A 20,744-nucleotide genomic window follows, 5' to 3' on the forward strand; every position below is an offset into this window, starting at 1 on the left:
CGTCACCACTCCTCAGTAATTTTCCGCCTGTAGTTCAAAGAACGCCTGGGGATGAGCACAGGCCGGGCATACTTCCGGGGCGGCATTGCCTTCATGGATATAGCCGCAGTTGCGGCAGCGCCACATTACCTTTTCATCCCGCTTAAAGACACGGTTATTTTCTATATTGGCCAGCAGGGCGCGGAAGCGTTCTTCATGTCCCTTCTCGGCCCGGGCAATGGCCTGAAAGACGGCAGCTATCTCCTTGAAACCTTCTTCTTCAGCTACCCGGGCAAACTCGGGATACATGTTGGTATGTTCGTAATTTTCCCCGTCGGCACTGGCGGCCAGGTTCAAGGAAGTAGTGGCAATGGTACCGGCCGGGAAAGCGGCGCTAATTTCTACTTCGCCGCCCTCCAGGAATTTAAAGATACGCTTGGCATGTTCTTTTTCGTTATCGGCAGTTTCTAAAAAGATAGCTGCAATTTGCTCATAGCCTTCCTTTTTCGCCTGACTGGCATAGTAAGTATAGCGGTTGCGAGCCTGGGATTCGCCGGCAAAAGCCGTCAGCAGGTTTTTTTCCGTCCGGGTACCTTTAAGACCGGGCATATTGCTCACTCCTCTATAAGATTTCGACGCCATTTTACCTTACCAAAGTTAGGAAGTCAAGGCAGGCATCAGTTGATGGTTTAAGCAATTAAAAGGCAAATTTTTTTTGAAAAACTTTTATAACCGGCAGGAAAAAAGGGAAATTATAGCGAATATTAATTGCGAATAGTAATCCTTACTAAAAGGGGGAATTTCATTATGACAGCAATCGGCCAGGTTTACAGGTGCAATGTTTGCGGTAATATTGTCGAGGTCCTCCATCCCGGTGTTGGGGCCCTGGTATGCTGCGGCAAACCCATGGAGTTATTGACGGAGAACACTGTAGACGCCAGCAAGGAAAAGCATGTCCCGGTAGTTACTAAAGTTAATGGTGGTTTTAAAGTGACCGTTGGCAGTATTCCCCATCCAATGGAAGAAAAGCATTATATTGAGTGGATCGAACTGCAGGCCGGCGGCCAGGTCTTGCGACAGCACCTGGATCCCGGTGACGCTCCCGAGGCAGTTTTTTGTACTGAATCCGGGAGTGCCACGGCCCGCGCCTATTGCAACCTCCACGGCCACTGGCGGTCCAATAATTAAACCAAGTTAAAAATAATCACTCCAGCTCAGCATGTTTCTTTACGTTATTTGAAGTCAAATTAACCCGGGCGGTATACCCGGGTAAGATAATATGGCAAGGAGTGCATTTTTAATGGAAAAATATGTCTGCATAGCGTGCGGCTATGTCTATGACCCGGCTGAAGGCGATCCTGCTAACGGCATCGCCCCGGATACGCCCTTTGCCGACCTGCCGGAAGATTGGGTTTGCCCGGTGTGCAGCGCCGGCAAAGAGATGTTTGAACCTGAAGCCTGAAAGCACCCTGTTAACCGGTAGGCGCCATTATTATAAATGGCTGACTGCAGTTGCAATAAGGCGACAAAAGTTTTCTGGGCTAGAGTCTAAAGGAGGCATATTGGCATGAATAAATGGCGCTGTTCCGTATGTGGTTATGCTTTTGAAGGGGAAGCCCCTCCGGAAAAATGTCCTTCCTGCCAGTCAACCTGTAGTTTTGTCGATGCCAACTGCTATATCCCTGATTGCGGCGGCGGCTCTATATAGTTAACACGGCAGTTGATAGCAGGTATTTTACTTTCGCCATCCAGTTTGAAAAGGATGCCCTGCTGTTTTTCAGCGGTTTAAAAAACCTTGTTTCTGTAACTGAGACAGCCGTGATTGATGAGTTGTTACGCCAGGAAAGGCGGCACCTGTGCGAACTGCACAGCGCCCTGCAGAATAAATAATTTTACTTGCCCCGGGCTGCGCCAGAATCGCCCCTTGACAATGCCGTTCGTCAAGTGATATACTTTTCCTTGCACAGAGGAAGAACGGGGCGTAGCTCAGTTTGGCTAGAGCGCTACCTTGGGGTGGTAGAGGCCGCTGGTTCGAGTCCAGTCGCTCCGACCATTTTACAGGACGCCATAATGGCGTCTTTTATTTTTCACTTCTTAAGATATAGCCGTTAACTGGTAAAAAAAGTAACGATACAATGTAATGCAGTGGTGAGCTTTAAGTAAGAAAGGCGGGGAACATGGTGCTGGATGATATTAGTACCATGCGAAAGGCCTGGCAGCGGCGGGCTGAAATAGAAAAGCAGGCTACCATAAACCGCCGCCAGGAAGCGCTAACAAAAGCTCGCCTGGCTGCCAGCTGGTTAAAAGAGAAATACAAGGTTAGAAAAGTCTACCTTTATGGTTCCCTGGTCTGGAGTGAGTATTTTACCCCCTCATTCCGATATTGATTTATTGATAGAAGGCTTTACAGCTAAAGACCACTACTGGCGCATGTGGCTGGAGGTAGAGGCTATCACAGCACCCTTTCCGCCCAGCATAGTTCTGGCCGAAGACGCTGTAGCAGGTTTATTGTTAGAAGTCAGGCAAAAGGGATTGGAGCTATGACCGGAGAGCAATTCCTTATCTTAGAAGGCCGCATACGCCAGGAACTGGAGAATATGGCCCGCCTGGAGGCTGAACTAGCCTCCTAAAGGTTTAATAGCCAGAGGCCAGAATAACAGGATAGCTTTTCCCGCTGGCGATTCTTTTTTCCTGCGGGCAATTGGCTCGATTCTGCATGACTTTTATGTGGCGGCAGAAAATATTTTTAAAACCATTTATCCGGAAAGAAACGGCGGCTTTGTTGGACGAATACCGCGGCTTCCGCCATGTTTTTCTTAACGTTTACGGTTTCAACCTGGCAGCCGAACGGTTGGAAAGATTGGTACAGAAGCTACCGGAAACGCTGATATCCTTGCGTAAAGATATTCAGATCTTTTTAGATCGTATGCGCGAGATTATAGCCAATTGAAAAACATCCAGGGTGAGGTTATCTGAGACTAGGCTGTTTGTATATTCCATATAAATATACCTGAGGAGGTTTTATTTTGCAAATCGGCTTAATAGGCTTAGGCAAAATGGGCCTCAACCTGGCCCTCAATATGCTGGATCATGGTCACGAAGTGATAGGGTACGCCCGCACGAGGTCGACAGTGGAAAAGGCCGCCGCCCGTGGGATTAAAGGTGCTTTCAGCCTGGAAGAGCTGGTAGGCGAGTTGGTATCTCCCCGCCTTATCTGGTTAATGATCCCTGCCGGCAAAGCCGTGGACGAGGTTATTGAACAGCTATTACCCCTGCTTGCTCCCGGCGATATTATCATCGACGGGGGTAATTCTCATTACCGGGATACTTTACACCGTTATCAATTTTTAAAGGAAAAGGGTATTCGCTTCGCTGATTCCGGTACTAGCGGCGGTATAGAGGGAGCTCGCTATGGCGCCTGCTGTATGGTGGGAGCCGAAGATGAGCTCTTTACCTATCTGGAGCCTTTGTTTAAGGATATAACCGTTCCCGGGGGCTACCTGCACACCGGCCCCCCCGGCAGCGGCCACTATGTTAAAATGGTCCATAACGGCATCGAATACGGCATGATGCAGGCCATCGGCGAGGGGATGGAAGTCCTGGCAAAAGGGCCCTTTAAACTGGATCTCAGGGCGGTGGCCGGGGTCTGGCGCCACGGTTCGGTAATCCGCGGCTGGCTAATGGACCTCATGGAAAGTGCCCTTAGCAAAGACGCTACTCTGGAAAGCATAAAAGATATCGCTTATTCATCCGGTGAGGGCCTCTGGACAGTGGAGGAAGCCCTGCAACTGAAGGTACCGGCGCCGGTAATCACGGCAGCCTTGCTGATGCGCTACCGCTCCGAGCAGGAGGAAAGCTTCGCCACCAAGGTGGTGGCCGCCCTGCGCCACGAGTTCGGCGGCCACGAGGTGGCCCGGAAATATTGAAGGGCTAAAAGGCTAAGAAGCGGCATGGTTTGGTACCAGGCCGCTTCTTATAGCCTCTAAAGACAAGCCCTCAACTTTATCCGACATCTGCTGCGATTTTTAGTTGACAATAAGGGGGAGTGGGGTTACAATTGGATTTGATTGATGTCATGCTCCACTTTTATTCTGGAGGAGGAATGATAATTGCGCGCATTGGGCCGTCATGTTTTAGCTGAGGTTTATGGATGCAGCTTCGAGATCTTAAACGACATCAAAAAGGTCGAAGAAATCATGGTTAAAGCTGCTTTGGAGGCCGGTGCCGAAATCCGGGAAGTCTGCTTCCATAAATTCAGCCCTCAGGGTGTCAGCGGCGTGGTGGTCATCTCCGAATCGCACCTGGCAATCCACACGTGGCCGGAGTTAGGGTATGCTGCCGTTGATGTTTTTACCTGTGGTGAAAGGGTAAATCCCTGGGATGCCTGCAGGTACTTAACCGAGCAGTTCCAAGCAGGCGAAGTCCACGCCACCGAAATTGAACGGGGCGTAATGGAACCTCCTCGGGCGGCAGCGGTAAATCTGTAGGAGGGATATTTATTTTATTACCTACATGTAAAGGTAGTAGTGAGGGTAGGAGCTGACAGGCCTTGCAGGGAGAAAACTTGCAGGGCCTGTGGCGTTTTTGCGTTCAAATAACCAGCAGGAATATGCTTTAAAGAATAGAATATCAAATGGAATACTTATTTTTATATTTAGGAGGGCTGGATGTTGACCGCCCTGTTTAAACTATTACAACCAGAGCTAGAAATGGTTCGCCATCGCTTGCTAAGGGAAACTCGCTTGCAAGGGCGAAGGTTACCCGGGGTCACCTGGCCTGTTTTGAACCATTTAGATCAAGATTTTCTACCTGCTCTAGTTCTTTTGAGCGCCCATACCCAGGGTTACTCTGGCTCCAGGGCGCTTTCTCTGGCTGCCGTATTTCAATTTATTTTCCTGGCCTCATTGATTCATAACAATGTTAAGGATGAGGTAGCTCTGGAAACCCTGGTAGGAGATTATTTCTACACCCGTTTTTTTGATCTCCTCTGTCGCGATGGTAATCTGCAATTTTTGGCACCCCTTTCCCAATTGATTTGCCAGATACACCTGGATGCGGCCCGGCAACACGAAAAACCATCTTCATCCAAAAGTTTTCGCATGCGGGAATACCTGGCTGCCGCGGCGACTTCCCTGGGTAGCCAGTTAGGTCGGGCCGAACCCTGGTTGGCTCAGGCGTGGCAGGAGATAGGCTTACTTTTAGGCAAGCTGTGGAATGGCCAACCAGTAACCGTAAAAGCCAGCCAGGCCGTAGAAAAACTTGCTCCCGGAACAGTAAGGGAGCTCCTTGGTGAACTGGTTATTCAATTAAGCGAAGAGCTGCCTGTCGAACGGGTGATGGCCCTGTGACCAAAGAGGAATATGTACGTGGCATTTTTAACAACATTGCTCCCCGCTACGACCTGTTAAATACGATTCTAAGTTTTAATTGCGACCGGGGGTGGCGCCGCTTTACCGTAGCCCGGGCAGGTCTTGCACCTGGGAACAAGGCCCTGGATGTCTGCTGTGGCACCGGTATGCTCTCTTTAGAACTGGCCCGGGCCGTAGCCCCGGGCGGCCAGGTAGTGGGGCTAGATTTTGCTCCGGGCATGCTTGAGGTCGCCCGTCGCCGCCTGGCAGCCAGTCCCTACGGCCATTTGGTACAGCTGGTAGAAGGTAATGCCATGGATCTTCCCTTCCCGGATAATACTTTTGATTGCGCCACCATTGCCTTTGGCCTGCGCAACCTCCCTGATATCAAACGGGGCCTGGCGGAAATGAGGCGGGTGGTACGGCCGGGAGGACGGGTGGTTTCCCTGGAATTAGCCAAACCTTCTCGAACCATTTTTAAGCATATTTACTACCTGTACTTTGACCACCTGGTGCCTTTAATAGGACGCCTTGGGGTGGGAATGGATGGCCCCTATAGTTATCTGCCCCTTTCCCTTAAGGGCTATCCCCACCAGGAAGAAATATTGCAATACTTCCGTGACCTGGGCCTGGACAGGGCAAGTTATCACGAGCTGACGGGCGGCATTGTAGCCGTCCATGTGGGTATAAAGAAATAATGTTGCCCTGCTATGATAACGGCAGTATAATGAAACTAACCATAAAAGGGTTAAAAGGAGGTGGAGCGGTGGAAGATAAGTCTATGACCCTGACGGAACACCTGGAAGCTTTGCGCAGGGTACTGCTGGTGTCTATTATTGCTTTAGTGATCGCAACTATCGCTGTTTATTTTGGCTTCCGGGGCCAGCTGCTGGTTTTAATCTTGCGACCAATTAAGGAGCTAGGCATAAACCCGGTCTTTATCACTCCCTGGGAGGCCTTTTTCACGACGATTAAAATTTCCTTCGTGGCAGCTATCTTCCTAGCTCTACCGGTGATTCTCTGGGAAGTGTGGAGCTTTGTCCTGCCAGCCCTGCACAGCCATGAACGGCGGCTGATTTATATGTTAATGCCGGCATCAATAGTGCTCTTTGCCGGGGGAATAGTTTTTGGTTACCTGGTAGTTTTCCCGGCAGCCATTCATTTTTTACTAGTAAGTGCCAGTGAAGGCTTTACGCCACTGATTTCCATCTCCCGATATTTTAGTTTCTTGACCATGTTTATTTTACCCTTCGGGGCCGTCTTCCAGTTGCCCCTGGTTATTATGCTTCTCACCCATCTAGGCTTGATAACACCCCGATTTCTGGCTAAAAACCGTAAATATGCTGTCTTAATTATCTTTATACTGGCGGCCATTCTTACCCCTACGCCGGATATGATTTCCCAAACGCTAATGGCTTTACCGGTAATTGCCCTTTATGAAGTTAGCATCTGGATTTCTTACCTGGTACGACGAAGGCGGGAAGAAAAGGCCAAGGAAGAAGGTATTTAAATTTAAAAGAAACAGGTGTACAATAATCTTAACAGGAGGTGAGAAGGATGTTCGGTTTGGGAGCTCCTGAATTAATCTTGATTTTAGTGCTGGCGTTGATTATTTTTGGCCCCGGCAAGCTGCCCGAGGTAGGTCGCGCCCTGGGGAAGGGTATCAGGGAATTTAAGAATGCTACCAATTCCGTAACTGAGGAAATCAAAGAAGCGGTCAAAATAGACGAAGGCGACAGCAATGCCAGTAAAGAGAAAGCCACTAAACAGATCAGTTAAAAAAGTGGTAAGCTACGGGAGATAAACTCCCGTTTTTTACTGGGAAAATTTCCGGGGCCAGCACCAGTAAAGCGTTTTTTGTTGGAGCGAAGCTTTGCTTTACGTGGAGGTGAAGCAGCTGTGGAAGCAACACCAAGGGGGAACCGCCTGCATATTGCTATCTTTGGCCGCCGCAACGCCGGCAAGTCCAGTTTAATCAACGCCCTGACCAACCAGGAACTGGCTGTAGTCTCCAGCATTCCAGGCACAACAACAGACCCAGTCCTTAAATCCATGGAAATTTTACCCCTGGGTCCCGTCGTGCTCATCGACACGGCCGGGATTGACGACGTGGGCGAACTGGGTGCTTTAAGGATCAAAAAGACCATGGAAGTCCTGCGGCGCACTGATTTGGCCATCCTGGTCCTGGACCCGGCAGCCGGAGTTGGACCTTACGAACTGGAACTCTTGCAGCGACTAAAGGAACAAAACCTGCCCCTGGTGATAGTTTTAAATAAAATCGACCAGGGCGGCCGGGAACTATTGCCGGACCTGGAAAAAACCCTGGGACAGCGGGTCCTGCCGGTCAGCGCCCTGACCCGCCAGGGGATCGAAGAGTTGAAAGGGGAGCTGATTAAAGCCGCTCCTGCCGACTTTGAGGAGCCTTATATTGTTGCCGACCTGGTGGGGCCCGGAGAAATGGCCGTCCTGGTGGTACCCATCGACCTGGCGGCACCGAAAGGGCGGCTGATTCTGCCCCAGGTACAGACACTGCGGGACTTGCTGGATCATGACGCCATGGGCCTGGTGGTCAAGGAGCGGGAACTGAAGCTGGCTCTGGCGAAGATCCCGCCCCCCAAGATTGTTATTACCGATTCCCAGGCCTTCCTGAAGGTAGCGGCCGACACGCCGCCCGGCATCTGGATGACTTCCTTTTCCATTTTATTTGCCCGCTATAAAGGGGACCTGGTGGAGTTGGTGCGGGGCGCGAAGGCTGTTAAAAATTTGCAGGCCGGAGACAGGGTTCTCATCGCCGAGGCCTGCACCCATCACCGCCAGGCTGATGACATCGGTAAAGTGCAGATACCCCGCTGGCTGCGCCAGTACGTGGGTGGTGATTTGCAGTTTTCCTGGTATTCCGGTACTGGCTACCCGGAAGATGTGGCCAGTTACAAGGTGATAATTCACTGCGGCGGCTGCATGATCAACCGCCGGGAAATGCTCTACCGCATCCAGCTGGCCAAGGAAGCCGGCGTACCAATAGTTAATTACGGCGTCCTCCTGGCCTTTATCCACGGCGTCCTGGAACGGGCCCTGGAACCCTTCCCCCTGGCCCTGATGGCATGGCGGGAAGAAGAGTAAAATATAATTGGCAGGAGGTTGTCATTTGCTCGCAAGGCAAGAACAGAACCCCGTCCAGGTGCGTTACTGGCAGGTCAATGGCAAGCTAGGGTATGATCTCCGGGTTTTATCTCCTGAGGCCAACATAGCTGATTATATTACCGCCGTGGAAGGACTTGACCCATCCCTCCTTTACCGCCCCTATACTAACGGCGATTGTCTGGGTTGTGATCATTGCTGTGGCGGGCGTCTGCCCCTGACCAGCATTGATCTGCAGGTATTGCAACAGGGACTGGAGGAGCTTACTGGTAAAATATTCTCCCTGCCAGAAATATTGGAGGAGTACTGCCAGGTCCGGGTGAAAGGGCGGGTGGTAGATATTACTTTGCGGACTGACGCCGAAGGTTACTGTATTTTTTTAGAACCTTACCGTCGTCGGTGCCGCCTGTACAAATACCGGCCCCTTATTTGTCGTACCTATTTTTGCTGCCCCCTCACCCGTCGGGCCAGGATTTTACGGGAAACCATTGTCAACCGCGGGGAAGATGAACTGGTGCGTTACTGGCTTTCTTTGCAACCGGCGGTACCGACAGGGGTACACCGCCATGACTGGGAACCAACTCCTTTCGCCGGCTGCTTGAGTTATGCCGAAGTTCCTATAAAATCCCTTTGTCCACCGGAACTATGGCAGCAGCTTCACCAATAGAAATACAAAGCAAAATATTTGTATAGCAACAGGGAAAAATACATTTTTAGCGAATATATTTATCTAACTTCCCGAAAAACTGTAAACGGAGGATAATTGATGCGCATCGCCCTCATAGCCCACGACCGCATGAAAGACGATCTGGTCAATTTTGTCGACCAGCATAAACATATCTTTGCCAACCACCGGCTGGTAGCCACGGGAACTACAGGTGCCAGGATCATGGAACGCACCGGCCTCAAGGTCCACCGTCTTATGTCCGGGCCCCTGGGGGGAGACCAGCAAATGGGTTCCCTGGTGGCCAAAAAACGCCTGGACCTGGTAATTTTCCTGCGGGACCCGCTGACGCCCCAGCCCCATGAACCGGATATCAGCGCTCTTTTGCGCATTTGTGACGTCCACAACGTGCCGGCGGCCACCAATCTGGCCACAGCAACAATCTTTCTCGAGTATTTAAAAAGCAGGACAAAAGAGTAACATAAAAGCCGTCTCAGACGCTTTTTAACAATTTCTGCAAAGAAAGGAATTCTCCCATGGCTAAAGTAACTGTTGAATCCGGTATCTGTGGTTTTACCACCGACATTCTGGCTGAAGCACCGGATATGTTTTCCTGCAACCTGACCATCAACACTACCTGTCCCAACATCCAGAAGATTGCCGCTGAACTGAGCACCCTCAATCCCCTGGACGAGATTGGCTTCAAAGGCAACAGCCGCCTGCGGGAATTATTCTTTCAACATTGCCCCCATGCTGCCTGCCCGGTACTCCCCGGCATGGTTAAGGCCGTCGAAGTAGCTGCCGGTCTGGCCCTGCCTCGGGATGCCCATATCTATGTCCAGAAATAATTTTGTACCTCAGGAAGACACATCCAGCAAAAAGTACTAGTCGATAGGTGCTCGTTACCCTTTCATGGCGACCGGCAATTTCGATAGCCGGTCGCTCTTTACTTGTCCGTATTTCCTGACCGTCCCCGGTCTGCTACAATAGAGTCCAAAGGAAGGGATGAGCTATGTCTACCCGCCAGGAACATGATCTCCTGGGTACCAGGGAAGTGCCCGCCAGCGCCTACTACGGCATCCACACCTTAAGGGCAGCGGAGAATTTCCGCGTCAGCCGGCATCAAGTCCATCCAGAGCTAATTAAAGCCCTGGCTACCGTCAAAGAAGCGGCCGCCCGGGCCAACCTCGACCTGGGCTACCTGCCCCGGGAAAAGGGAGAGGCCATTATCGCCGCCTGCCAGGAAGTAGCCCGGGGTGAACTGGCCGACCAATTTTTTCTCGACGCCTTCCAGGGCGGGGCCGGTACTTCGACTAATATGAACGTTAATGAAGTAATCGCCAACCGCGCCCTGGAAATCCTGGGCCTTCCCAGGGGTGATTATGCCACCATCCACCCCAATGACCACGTTAACCTGCACCAGTCCACCAACGATGTCTACCCTACCGCCATGCGTATAGCGGCCATCCGCCTTTTACTACCCCTGGCCGAGGAACTGGCCAGGCTCCAGGAGGCCCTTCAGGAAAAGGAGGCTGCCTTTGCCGGGATACTTAAAATCGGCCGTACTGAATTCCAGGATGCCGTTCCGGTAACGCTGGGACAGGAATTCGGTGCCTATGCCCAGGCCGTGGCCCGGGACCGCTGGCGGCTGTACAAGGTTGAGGAGCGCCTGCGCCAGGTGAACCTGGGCGGCACGGCCACCGGCACCGGCCTCAATGCCCCCCTGAAATATATTTACCTGGTTAATGATTATTTAAGGCGCCTGACGGGGCTGGGCCTGGCCCGGGCGGAAAACATGATCGATGGCACCCAGAATATGGACGTCTTTGTGGAAGTTTCCGGTCTCGTGAAGGCCGCCGCCGTAACCATGCATAAAATTGCTGGCGACCTGCGTTTCCTTTCTGCCGGTCCCAGGGGCGGGCCGGCAGAAATCAACCTCCCCCCTCGCCAGGCCGGCTCTTCCATCATGCCCGGCAAGGTCAATCCGGTGATCCCGGAAATGGTCAACCAGGTGGCCATACAGGTCATGGCCAACGATATGGTAATCGCCATGGCCGCCAGCCAGGGCCACCTGGAGCTCAATGCCTTCGCGCCCCTCATCGCCCACGCCCTGCTGGAATCCCTGGAAATGCTGGCGGCAGCGGCCAGGATTTTCCGCACGGAATGTATCAGCGGTATAACAGCCAACGCCGGGCGCTGCCGGGAAGTGCTGGAGCAGAGTCCCGTACTGGCCACAGCTTTACTGCCCTATCTCGGTTACGAAAAAGCAACAGAGGTGGTACGGGAAGCAGAAGCTTCCGGCCGCTCGATTAGAGAAATCCTGTTAGAAAAAGGTTTTTTGACGCAGGACGAACTGGAAAGCATCTTAACCCCGGCCGCTATGACGAAACCCGGTACAGTTAAGACCATAAATAGGCTGCAACAGGGCCAGAGCTTGTGTAATTAGCAATTTACGCCATTAGCCATGGTCACCCCCGGAGCTTAAGATCAACTTAAAGCATATCTTAAAACGGGGGTGGTTTTAATGCCAAAAGTAGGTATTGATCCCGGCCACGGCGGCAGCGACCCCGGTGCCGTTGCCGCCGGCGGCCTCCAGGAAAAGGCCGTTACCCTGGCCGTGGGCCTGGCGCTGCAGCAGCTGCTTCAAGGAGCAGGCATAGAAGTTGTAATGTCCCGTACCGTTGACCAGGATGTCTTCCTGGCCGATCGGGCGGCCCTCTTCAACCGAGAAAAGGTAGACCTCGTCATCAGCCTGCACGTCAACAGTGCCGGCACTCCGGATCCCAACTATGTCAGCACCTTTATCCTGGCCCCCGGAGGCCAGGCTGAAAAGATCGCCCGCTTGATCCAGGCCGAAGTGGTGGCGGCCACCGGCTGGCCGGACGGGGGCGTCCGCCAGGCAAATTTTTACATTCTGCGGGAAACCGACGCTCCTGCAGTCCTCGTAGAAATGGGTTTTCTCAGCAACCCGGAGACGGCAGCTAAACTAGCTACGCCAGCAGTACAACAAGCCCTGGCCCGGGCCATCTTTTGCGGCCTGGCCGCCTACCTGGGCCTAAAGCCAAGCGAGCCCCGCGATATCCAGGGTCACTGGGCCGAGGCGGCCATTCGCCAGGTCATGGCGGCCGGGATTATGAGCGGCTACCCGGACGGCACCTTCCGGCCCGACCAGAATGCCACCCGGGCTGAAGTGGCTACCGCTTTGGCCAATCTTTTAGCCAGGTTAAATTTAATACCGTGTAATTTTTCATTTTAGCATGCCTGAGTACCCGGAACTAGATACCCAAACATGCTTCTATGGTATAATCAAGCCATGGAAAAAAAACAAACTACACCTCATCGTCCTGGAAGCCCGCTTTAATGCTGAAATAAGTCATTAAATTTAACCGGGTTTGCCCGGTTGACTGGGGGCACTTGGCTTGGCTTTACTTATCAAAAATGCCGAATGGATAATCACCCTTGATAGGGAGGGCCGTCGCTACCGGCAAGCCGATCTTTTAATAGAAGGCCCGGCAATCAAGACAATCGGCCGCAACTTGCCCGTCGACGAAGGTACGGAAACTATCGATGCCCGGGGCAAAGTCGTCCTCCCCGGCCTGATTAACACCCATCATCACCTCTACCAGACCCTGACCCGCAATATCCCGGCAACCCAGGATATACCCCTGTTCCCCTGGTTGGTGACCCTTTACGAAATCTGGCGTGAACTGACGCCGGAAGCAGTTCGCCTGGGAGCTATGGTGGGGTTGGGGGAATTGCTGAAGACAGGCTGTACCTGCTCCAGCGACCATCACTACGTCTTTCCCCGGGGCCAGGGAAATGAACTTATTGATATTGAAGTTCAGGCGGCCCGGGAACTGGGGATCCGCTTTCATGCCACCCGGGGCAGCATGTCCCTGGGCAAAAGCCAGGGTGGCCTGCCACCGGATGAAGTAGTTCAAAAAGAAGACGAGATATTAGCTGATAGTGAGCGCTTGATCCAAAAGTACCATGAGGCTGACCCCTTCGCCATGTGCCGTATTGCCCTGGCTCCCTGTTCACCTTTTTCTGTAACTCCCGAACTGATGCGAGATAGTGCCGCTCTGGCGCGCCGGTACGGTGTCATGCTCCATACCCATCTGGCCGAAACCCTGGATGAAGAACGCTTCTGTAAAGAAAAATTTGGCAGGCGGCCCGTGGAGTACATGGCTGACCTGGGCTGGCTGGGACCCGATGTATGGTTTGCCCATGCCATACATTTAAACGACGCCGAGGTGGCCCTGCTGGGCGAGACGAAAAGCGGGGTATCCCATTGCCCGGCTTCCAATATGAAGCTGGCTTCCGGCGTCTGCCGGGTGAAGGACCTGCTGGCTGCCGGGGCCCGGGTGGGTCTGGCCGTGGATGGCAGCGCCAGTAATGATTCCTCTAATATGTGGAGTGAAATGCGTATTGCCTATCTCTTACAAAAACTGGCTTACAGTAATGACGGCCTGACAGCAGAAGAAGTTTTGCGTCTGGCAACTGTCGGCAGCGCTGAAGTTTTGGGCCGCGATGACATTGGCTACCTGGCTCCGGGAATGGCAGCAGACCTGATCCTGATAAACTTTGAGGAACTGGGGTTTGCCGGGGGGCAGCATGACCCGGTAGCGGCTATTATCACCTGTGGTGATAGCCAGCTGGTGGATACCACCATTGTTAACGGTGAGGTCGTAGTCCGGGAAGGGCGGCTGGTGAAGGTTGATGAAACTGAAATCGTTCGCCGGGCCAACCGGATATCAGGTGAAATGCTGACCAGGGCCGGGAGGCGTACAGGTACCGATTATTATGCTTACCCCAAACGGCAGTAGCTGTTATAAGGACGGCGAAAAAAAAGAATTTGCTGGTGATAAGATAAACAGTAGCCACCCACGGATGGCGGAGCGAAGCCGCCGTTGAGTGAGGCCCTCATACCAGAACAAGTAATTTAGCGCACCCGTAGGGGCGCTTTTTTAGTCACCAAGAACTGGCCGGTTTCATACCCTATACTAGCAAATCATGCCTGCAAGGAAAGGAGACCGGCCTTATGAGTGAAGAAAGCAGGAAAGCTGAGGCAACTGTAAGTGAGGCGGCAGCCCAGCATGTCGTGCCCCCGTGTCCCCATGGCTTCCATTATACCGTTAAAAGCGGGGACACCATGTTTCTTATTGCCCAGCATTTTGGTATACCCCTGGAGGAGCTTATTGCTGCCAACCCCCAGGTAAGAGATCCCGACCTCATTTATCCCGGCCAGGTACTGTGCATTCCCAGGAAAATGCCTGTACCTTGCCCCGGCGGCTTCTATTATACTGTCCAACCAGGCGATTCCATGTACTCCATTGCCCAAAAATTTAATGTCAGCCTGGATGCCTTGATAGCCGCCAACCCCCAGGTCCAGGATCCCAACCTGATTTATCCCGGGCAGGTGCTCTGCATTCCAACCAGGCCCGCCATGCCCTGCCCCAACGGGTTTATCTATGTCGTCAAGCCCGGAGATACTTTAAGCAGCATCGCCCGCAAGTTCGGTACTACAGTGGACCAGATCCTGGCGGCCAACCCGCAAATTACAGATCCCAATTTGATTTATCCCGGCCAGCGCATCTGCATTCCCATCATGCCACCAGTAATGCCCCGGCGCCACTGTTTTATGATGCATCCCACCCATCATTGCCCCGGTGCCATGGGTATGGGTATCATTGATATAGAAAAACGGGAGCTGCTGGTTGTTGCCCGCGGGATTCCTGATCCCAGGCATTTCGGTATGGAGCATGTCGTTTTAATGGTTCGCTACCGGGAAATGGAGGAATTTAGGGTAGTTGAAATGAGGCCCATGGCCGATGGGATGATGATGAGCCATCATATGATGGATGCTGAGATGGATAAAGACCCTGTTTTGTTAATCGGCGCTGCCCGCAGGTTCCCCTTTGTCTTTGGGCCTTTATTCCTGGGTGTTGTGGTGCCAATCATTATCTAAAATCATTGCTTAAAAGGAGTATTCCTGCTGCTGGGATTTACAACGACCGCCCTGCACAAAGAAAAAAGAGGCTCAAAATTGATTACCAGCGGCCAGTCCGGCTCCAGACCGCTGATCTTGGTGAAAACCACCTGCCTGGTGGAGGGGCCCTCTGGCCCCTCTACAGCTTTAATCCGGGCCGGAAAAAAGAAATAGGCGCTCTGGGGTGGTGACCAGGTACTGCCGCCATCCTGGGAGAAGCAAAAGGCCAGGCGGTTGCTGGATGTCCAGAGGAAAAGTAAGGTTTTTTCCTTAGCCAGGAGTACCGGCCGGTCATCGGGAAGATCAACCATTGTTCCCGGGCAGAGCCTCAGCGAGGTGTTTTTTTCCGGTTCAACTACGTGTAAAAAAAGCAAGGAGTCCTTTTCCTGCCTGTGCCAGGACAAGAGGTAAAGATACCCCTGAAACCAGTAAGCATAAATTTTATTACCAGGTTCTACGCCGGTAAGGGGACGGGGCATCTGCCAGCCCGTGGCAGGATCATAAACTGTTAAAAATAAAAGCTGCCTTCCCCTGGATGCATCCTGACCGGCAAAGAAGAGCCGACCCCGGGGCAGGGGTTTAAATAGTAAGGGAGGAGCCGTAAGGTTAAAGGGTAAAAACTGCCTTTGCCAGCGGTTACCGGCCAGGTAGAGATGGACAATTTCCGGTCTATAGGATTCCTCTAATAAGAGGTGCGGTTGCCCGCGGGAATCGAGGACAAAGGCCAGGACGGAACCATTTGCCGGCAACTCCCTGCTCTCCCAGCGATGACCCTGCCAGCGGGCATAAATTAAACGCTTATTAAGCAACGTTGCCACTATATGCAAGCGACCGGCAGGGTCAATAACGGCAGTAGAGGCGCTCAGGCCAGCCATGGGCTCACCGGTAGCAGTATAACTATAGCGTAATATACCCTGGCGCAAAACTAACTGCCAGCTATCACCTGGTGTAGCTAAATAATTTACCATGGCCATCACCTTCCTGGACCAGGGCTACCTAACTAATGCATATGCTATACTGGCAGGAAAAATATAATTTTGATTGCCGGCAATAAATTATGTTTTCCCGGTAACATCCACCCGTTGAGGTCAATATTATATACCAGACATTAACCAGAAAAATTTGCTCCAAGGAGGTAGGTTTAAGCATGGCTGACGAAGCGAGCGCCAAGCAGGCCGTCGTTGCTCCCGGCCAGTGCCCGCCGGAAGGGTGTCCACCACCTACCCGTATCGAGTGTATTAAGGTTGACAAGGTTTATGATAGTTGTTTCCAGGTAGAAAGCCGTAGCCGGGATACTACTGTAACTACTGGTGTAGGTGGTGAGTTTGCTACCGGTACTTTTACCGTCGGGCAGGCCATCCCCTGTGCCCTGGCCGGGCCTATTACCTGCAACGTCATTAACCGCGTCCCGACCACCGGTAATTTTGCCACCCTGACCATTGTCATTTCCGTACCCGTCACCCTTACCAACCCCAATGCTCCCGCTGAAACTACCGACCGCGTCTTTACCTTTACCAAAATCGTTACTCTCTGCGCTCCCGAGGGAGTAACCGTCGATTGCGAAAACGACAGTACCCTGCTTTTCTGCAACTGTGTGGTTTCCGCCGTCGGTGTCGGTACTATCACCGTCACCTGCGACTTCCAGGTGTGCCTGGTCATTAAGACCATCCTTACCGTCCAGCTCCTGGTGCCCAGTTACGGCTTCTGCGTGCCGGCACCCTGCGTTGTGGCTCCCGGCGTCTGCCCGCCGGCGCCACCGGCCCAGTGTTTCTAAGAAAGCAGGAAGTACGAAGCACCGTCAAATTGACGGTGCTTCGCCGTTTAGTGGTTCTCCGGGCTGTTCCGGGGCCAGGATGGCGGCACTTAAATTTTTTAGCTCCACCAGGGTGCTATCATTATTTCCGGTCTCCGGGGCTATCGTATCCGTCGTGAGCATATCGGTCCTGATTGGGTCAAAGTTAAGTGCTGACGGTTTTGCTGCTCCTGGCTGAGGCTCCTGCCGGGCAGCGAGGCTGGCCACGTCAATATCCGCTCCGGTAGAGGACAGGTAATTACGCCATTGTTCCCCTGTCAGAAAAGTGCTCTGGAGGGGCAGCTGTGCCATACTTTCCAGTACTCCCTGGGGGAAAAAGACAGGAGCAAGGCTGGCTCCGAGCGGCCGCTTAAAGATAAACACCGGCTCGTCACCGGGAGGGGAAAATGGGTTGCCCCGGTGACGGCCTTTACCCTGCCGGGCATTCTGGATCTGCCCGGAAGGTGCCGGCGGAGAAGCCTGGCTGCTGGAAACTGTATCCTTTGCCGGCGTTGACCCTTGGTTTACGTCCCCTTCTGTTGCCAGGAGCTCATTTTGGGGTGGTATCTTTGCTTGTTCCGCTGCCTCGTCTCGCCCCTGTATTTTACCCTGCACCGGCAGTCCATCTTGCACCTGCATTGCGCTTCTGCCGGGTATGGCTGCCTCATCCCTGACCTTTGTACCTCCTGCCTCCGTTTCATCTCCAGGGTCCGTTATAGCCCTCGAGGCTGTTTTCTCCCCCATCGTCTCTCCCCGGGCCGCGACCCCTGTGGCTTCTGTTCCTGCGTCCCTCTTTTCTCCGGTCTGAATAGGGCTCTCTCCCGGCCCGGCCGGCGTCATAGCTGCCGGTTCCTCTTCCGGAGGCGCAGTTTCCTTCTTTACCTGGTTTGTTGCGGAAACCCGGTACTTCGGTTCACTTAAACAGGCATCCCGGAAGCGCTGCAACAGGGATTGAAGCTTAAAAACCGTTTCTTCCGTAAGCGGTTTCTGGAAATACCAGGTTAACCCGCCAACCAGCCACATCGTAATGTTGTGAATAAATTCCGGCTCCAGGTGAACCTGGCAAAATTCAATTAAGACCGATGGCACTTCTGCATTATTTAAAAGGCGGCGGTAGCGGAAGTTTTTAAAATACTCCCAGGCTCCGGGGATGGTATAACTAAGGGGTCTTCCTGAACGGAGCATAGCCTGTACCAGGGCGGCAATTAGACCCAGGCTTTCCTCGCGCTTTTTGGGTGCGTAAAAAAAGCGTAAAGCTGGTTCTGGAGCGGCACCATCCTTTTGCGAGAAGGCAAAAAGGACCTGGGTCTGCCATAGCCGGAAAAGCTGCCCGTCGCTGGCGGTAGCCGGAACAATTAAAACATTGGCCCCCTGTCCCTGGAGCTCCTGGCTTAAGGTAGTTAGCAGGGCCGTCAAGGTTTGATCCTGGTCGGCCAGCGGGCGTAAAACAATCGTCTTATTAGCCAGGGGCGGATTCAGGATAAAGTTTCCTTCACCATCTTCTAAGAAACTTACACCCAAACTGCGGCACAGGATTGGAAACAAGTCTTTGCTGAAAGCATCAAGCTCCCATGATGATAAGGCAATATCTCCCAAAAGGATTTTAGCCATCTTTCACCCCTCATTTCATAAAATCACTATTACAGCATATGTTGATGAAAGGTGGAATGGACCTAAACAGGCGGCAAAAAGCGAGTTGATGCATAGAATATAGGGCAGGGCTCTGGAGGTGGCAAGGACATGGAACCGAAGGTAAGAATGTGGATTGACGCCCGCCAGGAAAAATTTCAACCTGGACGGCACCAGGAAGTTACCTACATTATACCCAACCTTGAAACGCCGGTCATCCGGGAAACAGTCTATTATACCCTGGCAGCCCTGGTAAAGGAGATCCAGCTACCCCGGGAGGGCCAGGCCAATATGGTCAAAATAATCTATGACCCGGAAAGGATTACACCTTCTTTTATGGACTATTTGTTACTGCAAAAGGGGGTTGAGTTCCGGCGTCTGAGTCCCTGAGGAGAAAACGGGTGAGCAGGATGCTCATCAGTAATTTATAGTTAAAATGGTAAAAGGAGGTTAAATAGATGAGCTGGTACAGCCAGCGGGCCGCAGAAATTCTGGCCGGTTACCCCCCTGGCCTCCGGCAGGTAACCATGACCCTGATTGTAACCGATATGCGCACCGGGGAAGATGCCAAGAAAATTAGTAATGCCCTGGGCAGTCTACCCGGTGTAACTAGCGTCAATGTCGTCCTCGAACGTCGCTGGGTAGTGATTACCTATTATTTGCCCCAGATAAGCCTGGAAATCATTGGCGAGCATATCACCAAACTCGGTTACCATTATATCCATAAATCATGAAGGAGTTGTTCTTAGGGCCGGTCAGGCCCTTTTGACATTCACCTGTTACAAAGGAGGAATGACAGGGATGCGGGTTTACATATCCGCCGATATGGAGGGCGTGGCCGGGATAACTGCCTGGGAACAGGTGGAAACCATAGGAGGGGTGGAATACGCACGCTCCCAGAGACTAATGACGGCTGAAGTCAATGCCGCCATCCGTGGCGCCCTTGAAGCCGGGGCTACCAGCGTAACCGTCAATGACGCCCACGGCAGGATGCGTAACATCCCGCCGGAAGACCTGCACCCCGGGGCCCAGCTTATCAGCGGCGCACCGAAAAAACTGGGCATGATGGAGGGGATAGACAGGGGCTTTGCTGTAGCCTGTTTCATAGGTTATCATGCCCGGGCCGGCAGCCCGGGCGTCCTGGCCCACACCTACAGCGACGTAGTCCACCGCCTGGAGGTTAATGGACAGGAAATGGGGGAACTGGGCCTGAATGCCCTGCTGGCCGGTTATTTCGGTGTCACGGTGGTCCTGGTGAGCGGCGACCAGGTCCTGGCCGGTGAAGCAAGGCAAATCCTTGAAGGAGTAGAAGCCGTTATTGTTAAAGAAGCAGTTAATTTCCACGCCGCCAGGTCGCTCCCGCCCCGGCTGGCCAGGGAAAAAATCCGCCAGGGACTGGTCCGGGCCCTCAGCAGGAAAAGCTTTCAACCCCTTGCGGCACCGGCCCCGGCAACGGTAACGATTAAATTTAACGACCCGGCCCGGGCGGCGGCAGCAGCCATCTTGCCCCGCAGCCGGTTCCTCGATGCCGTTACCGTAACTTACACGGGAGCCGATTACCTGGAAGCCTACCAGGCAGCAAGGAGCCTCATTGCCCTGGCAAAAAGCAGCTAATACCGGGACAGGGTTTTCCCGGCGTTCCGAAAACGGAGTAAATTAAGGGTTCATCGGGTTATTATTCGCCATATATATTGACAGCGAATTATGATAGTAGTATTATAAAAAAGTCGAAAAGCATTTATAAAACTCAACAATGAAAGCCAGACTTACTACAGGCCAACAAGTGAAGGAGGCATTTGGCATGGATTACCAAGACATCAGCTACACCGTGACAACTGAAAAAAATTTTGACGCCGCCGTGACTGCCGTGGAAGAAGCTACTGCCGCGCAAGGCATGAAGGTCCAGCATATCCATGATGTCCAGGCCACCCTGAAAAGCAAAGGCTATGATTCTGAACCACTGAAAATTATTGAAATCTGCAATGCCCGCTACGCCCACGAAGTCCTGGCAAAAGACGTCCTTATCAGCTTGATGATGCCCTGTAAAATAAATGTCTACACCCGTGACGGCAAGACTTACATCAGCGCCCTGCGGCCCACCATGCTGGCCAAGTTTTATCCCGAAACCGGCCTGGAAGAAATAGCCTCACAGGTGGACGCTAAAATCAGGGCCATTGTGGATGCAGCCCGGTGATCAGTAAGCCT

At 52.7% G+C, this 20,744-nt stretch carries 29 protein-coding genes and 1 tRNA gene; 27 read left to right on the plus strand and 3 right to left on the minus strand.

The features are described from left to right. Positions 1-12 precede the first annotated feature (12 nt). Positions 13-588, minus strand: coding sequence for a rubrerythrin (gene rbr, locus FLZ89_RS12990; protein WP_141305119.1), 576 nt, complete (start codon positions 586-588; stop codon positions 13-15). A gap of 198 nt (positions 589-786) precedes the next feature. Here rbr and FLZ89_RS12995 point away from each other — a divergent pair, with 198 nt between their 5' ends. The 22 genes from FLZ89_RS12995 to FLZ89_RS13100 all read left to right on the plus strand — a co-directional run bounded on the left by FLZ89_RS12995 (position 787) and on the right by FLZ89_RS13100 (position 15,097). Continuing rightward, positions 787-1,167: a desulfoferrodoxin gene (locus FLZ89_RS12995; protein WP_141264759.1), complete on the plus strand. Its 381-nt coding sequence runs from the start codon at positions 787-789 to the stop codon at positions 1,165-1,167. A gap of 112 nt (positions 1,168-1,279) precedes the next feature. Further along, positions 1,280-1,441 (plus strand): rubredoxin, encoded by a 162-nt coding sequence (gene rd / locus FLZ89_RS13000; protein ID WP_083476630.1) that lies wholly within the window; start codon positions 1,280-1,282, stop codon positions 1,439-1,441. A 105-nt stretch (positions 1,442-1,546) separates the two neighbouring features. Next, entirely contained in the window at positions 1,547-1,687 is a 141-nt protein-coding gene (locus tag FLZ89_RS13005) for a rubredoxin-like domain-containing protein (RefSeq protein WP_129588675.1), read from the plus strand. Beyond that, on the plus strand, positions 1,666-1,869 hold the full coding sequence (locus FLZ89_RS13010) for a hypothetical protein (protein ID WP_141305120.1): 204 nt from the start codon (positions 1,666-1,668) through the stop codon (positions 1,867-1,869). Before FLZ89_RS13005 ends, FLZ89_RS13010 begins: the two co-directional genes overlap by 22 nt. An 85-nt stretch (positions 1,870-1,954) precedes the next feature. After that, positions 1,955-2,032, plus strand: a tRNA-Pro gene (locus tag FLZ89_RS13015). A 127-nt stretch (positions 2,033-2,159) separates the two neighbouring features. Continuing rightward, positions 2,160-2,366, plus strand: a complete 207-nt coding sequence (locus FLZ89_RS13020; protein WP_141305121.1) for a hypothetical protein — start codon at positions 2,160-2,162, stop codon at positions 2,364-2,366. A 4-nt stretch (positions 2,367-2,370) separates the two neighbouring features. After that, positions 2,371-2,523, plus strand: a complete 153-nt coding sequence (locus tag FLZ89_RS13025) for a hypothetical protein (RefSeq protein WP_216363902.1) — start codon at positions 2,371-2,373, stop codon at positions 2,521-2,523. Positions 2,524-2,704: 181 nt separating this feature from the next. Then, positions 2,705-2,929, plus strand: a complete 225-nt coding sequence (locus FLZ89_RS13030; RefSeq protein WP_141305122.1) for a hypothetical protein — start codon at positions 2,705-2,707, stop codon at positions 2,927-2,929. Between the two features lie 76 nt (positions 2,930-3,005). Then, the gene (gene gnd / locus FLZ89_RS13035) at positions 3,006-3,905 is read left to right on the plus strand and encodes a phosphogluconate dehydrogenase (NAD(+)-dependent, decarboxylating) (RefSeq protein WP_141305123.1); all 900 of its coding nucleotides are present in this window, start codon (positions 3,006-3,008) and stop codon (positions 3,903-3,905) included. A 183-nt stretch (positions 3,906-4,088) separates the two neighbouring features. Then, complete coding sequence (gene speD, locus FLZ89_RS13040) at positions 4,089-4,466, plus strand: adenosylmethionine decarboxylase (RefSeq protein WP_054936805.1); 378 nt, start codon at positions 4,089-4,091, stop codon at positions 4,464-4,466. A gap of 180 nt (positions 4,467-4,646) precedes the next feature. After that, positions 4,647-5,327 (plus strand): hypothetical protein, encoded by a 681-nt coding sequence (locus tag FLZ89_RS13045; RefSeq protein WP_172613620.1) that lies wholly within the window; start codon positions 4,647-4,649, stop codon positions 5,325-5,327. Further along, complete coding sequence (gene ubiE, locus FLZ89_RS13050) at positions 5,324-6,025, plus strand: bifunctional demethylmenaquinone methyltransferase/2-methoxy-6-polyprenyl-1,4-benzoquinol methylase UbiE (RefSeq protein WP_141305124.1); 702 nt, start codon at positions 5,324-5,326, stop codon at positions 6,023-6,025. The genes FLZ89_RS13045 and ubiE overlap by 4 nt, the downstream gene beginning before the upstream one ends. A 68-nt stretch (positions 6,026-6,093) precedes the next feature. Beyond that, the gene (tatC, locus tag FLZ89_RS13055; protein WP_141264740.1) at positions 6,094-6,837 is read left to right on the plus strand and encodes a twin-arginine translocase subunit TatC; all 744 of its coding nucleotides are present in this window, start codon (positions 6,094-6,096) and stop codon (positions 6,835-6,837) included. A gap of 47 nt (positions 6,838-6,884) precedes the next feature. Further along, the gene (locus FLZ89_RS13060; RefSeq protein ID WP_141264739.1) at positions 6,885-7,106 is read left to right on the plus strand and encodes a Sec-independent protein translocase subunit TatA/TatB; all 222 of its coding nucleotides are present in this window, start codon (positions 6,885-6,887) and stop codon (positions 7,104-7,106) included. 120 nt (positions 7,107-7,226) lie between these two features. Beyond that, a complete protein-coding gene (gene hydF, locus FLZ89_RS13065; RefSeq protein WP_141264738.1) occupies positions 7,227-8,447 on the plus strand; it encodes a [FeFe] hydrogenase H-cluster maturation GTPase HydF in 1,221 nt (406 codons plus the stop codon). Positions 8,448-8,472: 25 nt separating this feature from the next. Next, complete coding sequence (locus FLZ89_RS13070) at positions 8,473-9,132, plus strand: YkgJ family cysteine cluster protein (protein WP_141264737.1); 660 nt, start codon at positions 8,473-8,475, stop codon at positions 9,130-9,132. A gap of 99 nt (positions 9,133-9,231) precedes the next feature. After that, positions 9,232-9,609, plus strand: a complete 378-nt coding sequence (locus tag FLZ89_RS13075) for a methylglyoxal synthase (RefSeq protein ID WP_141264736.1) — start codon at positions 9,232-9,234, stop codon at positions 9,607-9,609. 56 nt (positions 9,610-9,665) lie between these two features. Continuing rightward, positions 9,666-9,977, plus strand: a complete 312-nt coding sequence (locus FLZ89_RS13080) for a DUF6951 family protein (RefSeq protein ID WP_141264735.1) — start codon at positions 9,666-9,668, stop codon at positions 9,975-9,977. 164 nt (positions 9,978-10,141) lie between these two features. Next, on the plus strand, positions 10,142-11,575 hold the full coding sequence (locus FLZ89_RS13085; RefSeq protein ID WP_141305125.1) for an aspartate ammonia-lyase: 1,434 nt from the start codon (positions 10,142-10,144) through the stop codon (positions 11,573-11,575). 78 nt (positions 11,576-11,653) lie between these two features. Continuing rightward, positions 11,654-12,385, plus strand: coding sequence for an N-acetylmuramoyl-L-alanine amidase (locus FLZ89_RS13090; RefSeq protein ID WP_141305126.1), 732 nt, complete (start codon positions 11,654-11,656; stop codon positions 12,383-12,385). A gap of 163 nt (positions 12,386-12,548) precedes the next feature. Beyond that, positions 12,549-13,955, plus strand: coding sequence for an 8-oxoguanine deaminase (locus tag FLZ89_RS13095; RefSeq protein WP_216363903.1), 1,407 nt, complete (start codon positions 12,549-12,551; stop codon positions 13,953-13,955). A 215-nt stretch (positions 13,956-14,170) separates the two neighbouring features. After that, positions 14,171-15,097, plus strand: coding sequence for a LysM peptidoglycan-binding domain-containing protein (locus FLZ89_RS13100; protein ID WP_141264731.1), 927 nt, complete (start codon positions 14,171-14,173; stop codon positions 15,095-15,097). Between the two features lie 2 nt (positions 15,098-15,099). Here the strand turns inward: FLZ89_RS13100 and FLZ89_RS13105 are convergent, their stop codons facing one another. Further along, complete coding sequence (locus FLZ89_RS13105) at positions 15,100-16,086, minus strand: hypothetical protein (protein ID WP_172613621.1); 987 nt, start codon at positions 16,084-16,086, stop codon at positions 15,100-15,102. A 179-nt stretch (positions 16,087-16,265) separates the two neighbouring features. Between FLZ89_RS13105 and FLZ89_RS13110 the strand changes: the two genes are divergently transcribed. Continuing rightward, the gene (locus FLZ89_RS13110; RefSeq protein ID WP_141305128.1) at positions 16,266-16,892 is read left to right on the plus strand and encodes a hypothetical protein; all 627 of its coding nucleotides are present in this window, start codon (positions 16,266-16,268) and stop codon (positions 16,890-16,892) included. 24 nt (positions 16,893-16,916) lie between these two features. Here FLZ89_RS13110 and FLZ89_RS13115 read toward each other — a convergent pair whose 3' ends face one another. After that, positions 16,917-18,521 (minus strand): hypothetical protein, encoded by a 1,605-nt coding sequence (locus FLZ89_RS13115; protein WP_141305129.1) that lies wholly within the window; start codon positions 18,519-18,521, stop codon positions 16,917-16,919. 129 nt (positions 18,522-18,650) lie between these two features. Between FLZ89_RS13115 and FLZ89_RS13120 the strand changes: the two genes are divergently transcribed. From FLZ89_RS13120 to FLZ89_RS13135, 4 genes are all read left to right on the plus strand, one after another. After that, on the plus strand, positions 18,651-18,929 hold the full coding sequence (locus tag FLZ89_RS13120; RefSeq protein ID WP_141264727.1) for a hypothetical protein: 279 nt from the start codon (positions 18,651-18,653) through the stop codon (positions 18,927-18,929). A 68-nt stretch (positions 18,930-18,997) separates the two neighbouring features. Further along, a complete protein-coding gene (locus tag FLZ89_RS13125) occupies positions 18,998-19,273 on the plus strand; it encodes a heavy-metal-associated domain-containing protein (protein WP_141264726.1) in 276 nt (91 codons plus the stop codon). Between the two features lie 67 nt (positions 19,274-19,340). Further along, entirely contained in the window at positions 19,341-20,153 is an 813-nt protein-coding gene (locus FLZ89_RS13130; RefSeq protein ID WP_141305130.1) for a M55 family metallopeptidase, read from the plus strand. Between the two features lie 187 nt (positions 20,154-20,340). Further along, positions 20,341-20,733 carry a DUF302 domain-containing protein gene (locus FLZ89_RS13135; RefSeq protein ID WP_141264724.1) on the plus strand — a complete coding sequence of 131 codons (393 nt, stop codon included), beginning with the start codon at positions 20,341-20,343 and terminating at the stop codon, positions 20,731-20,733. The last annotated feature ends 11 nt before the right edge of the window (positions 20,734-20,744 follow it).

Origin of the sequence: Moorella sp. E306M (assembly GCF_006538385.1) — a bacterium.
Taxonomy (GTDB): Bacteria; Bacillota; DSM-521; order Neomoorellales; family Neomoorellaceae; genus Neomoorella.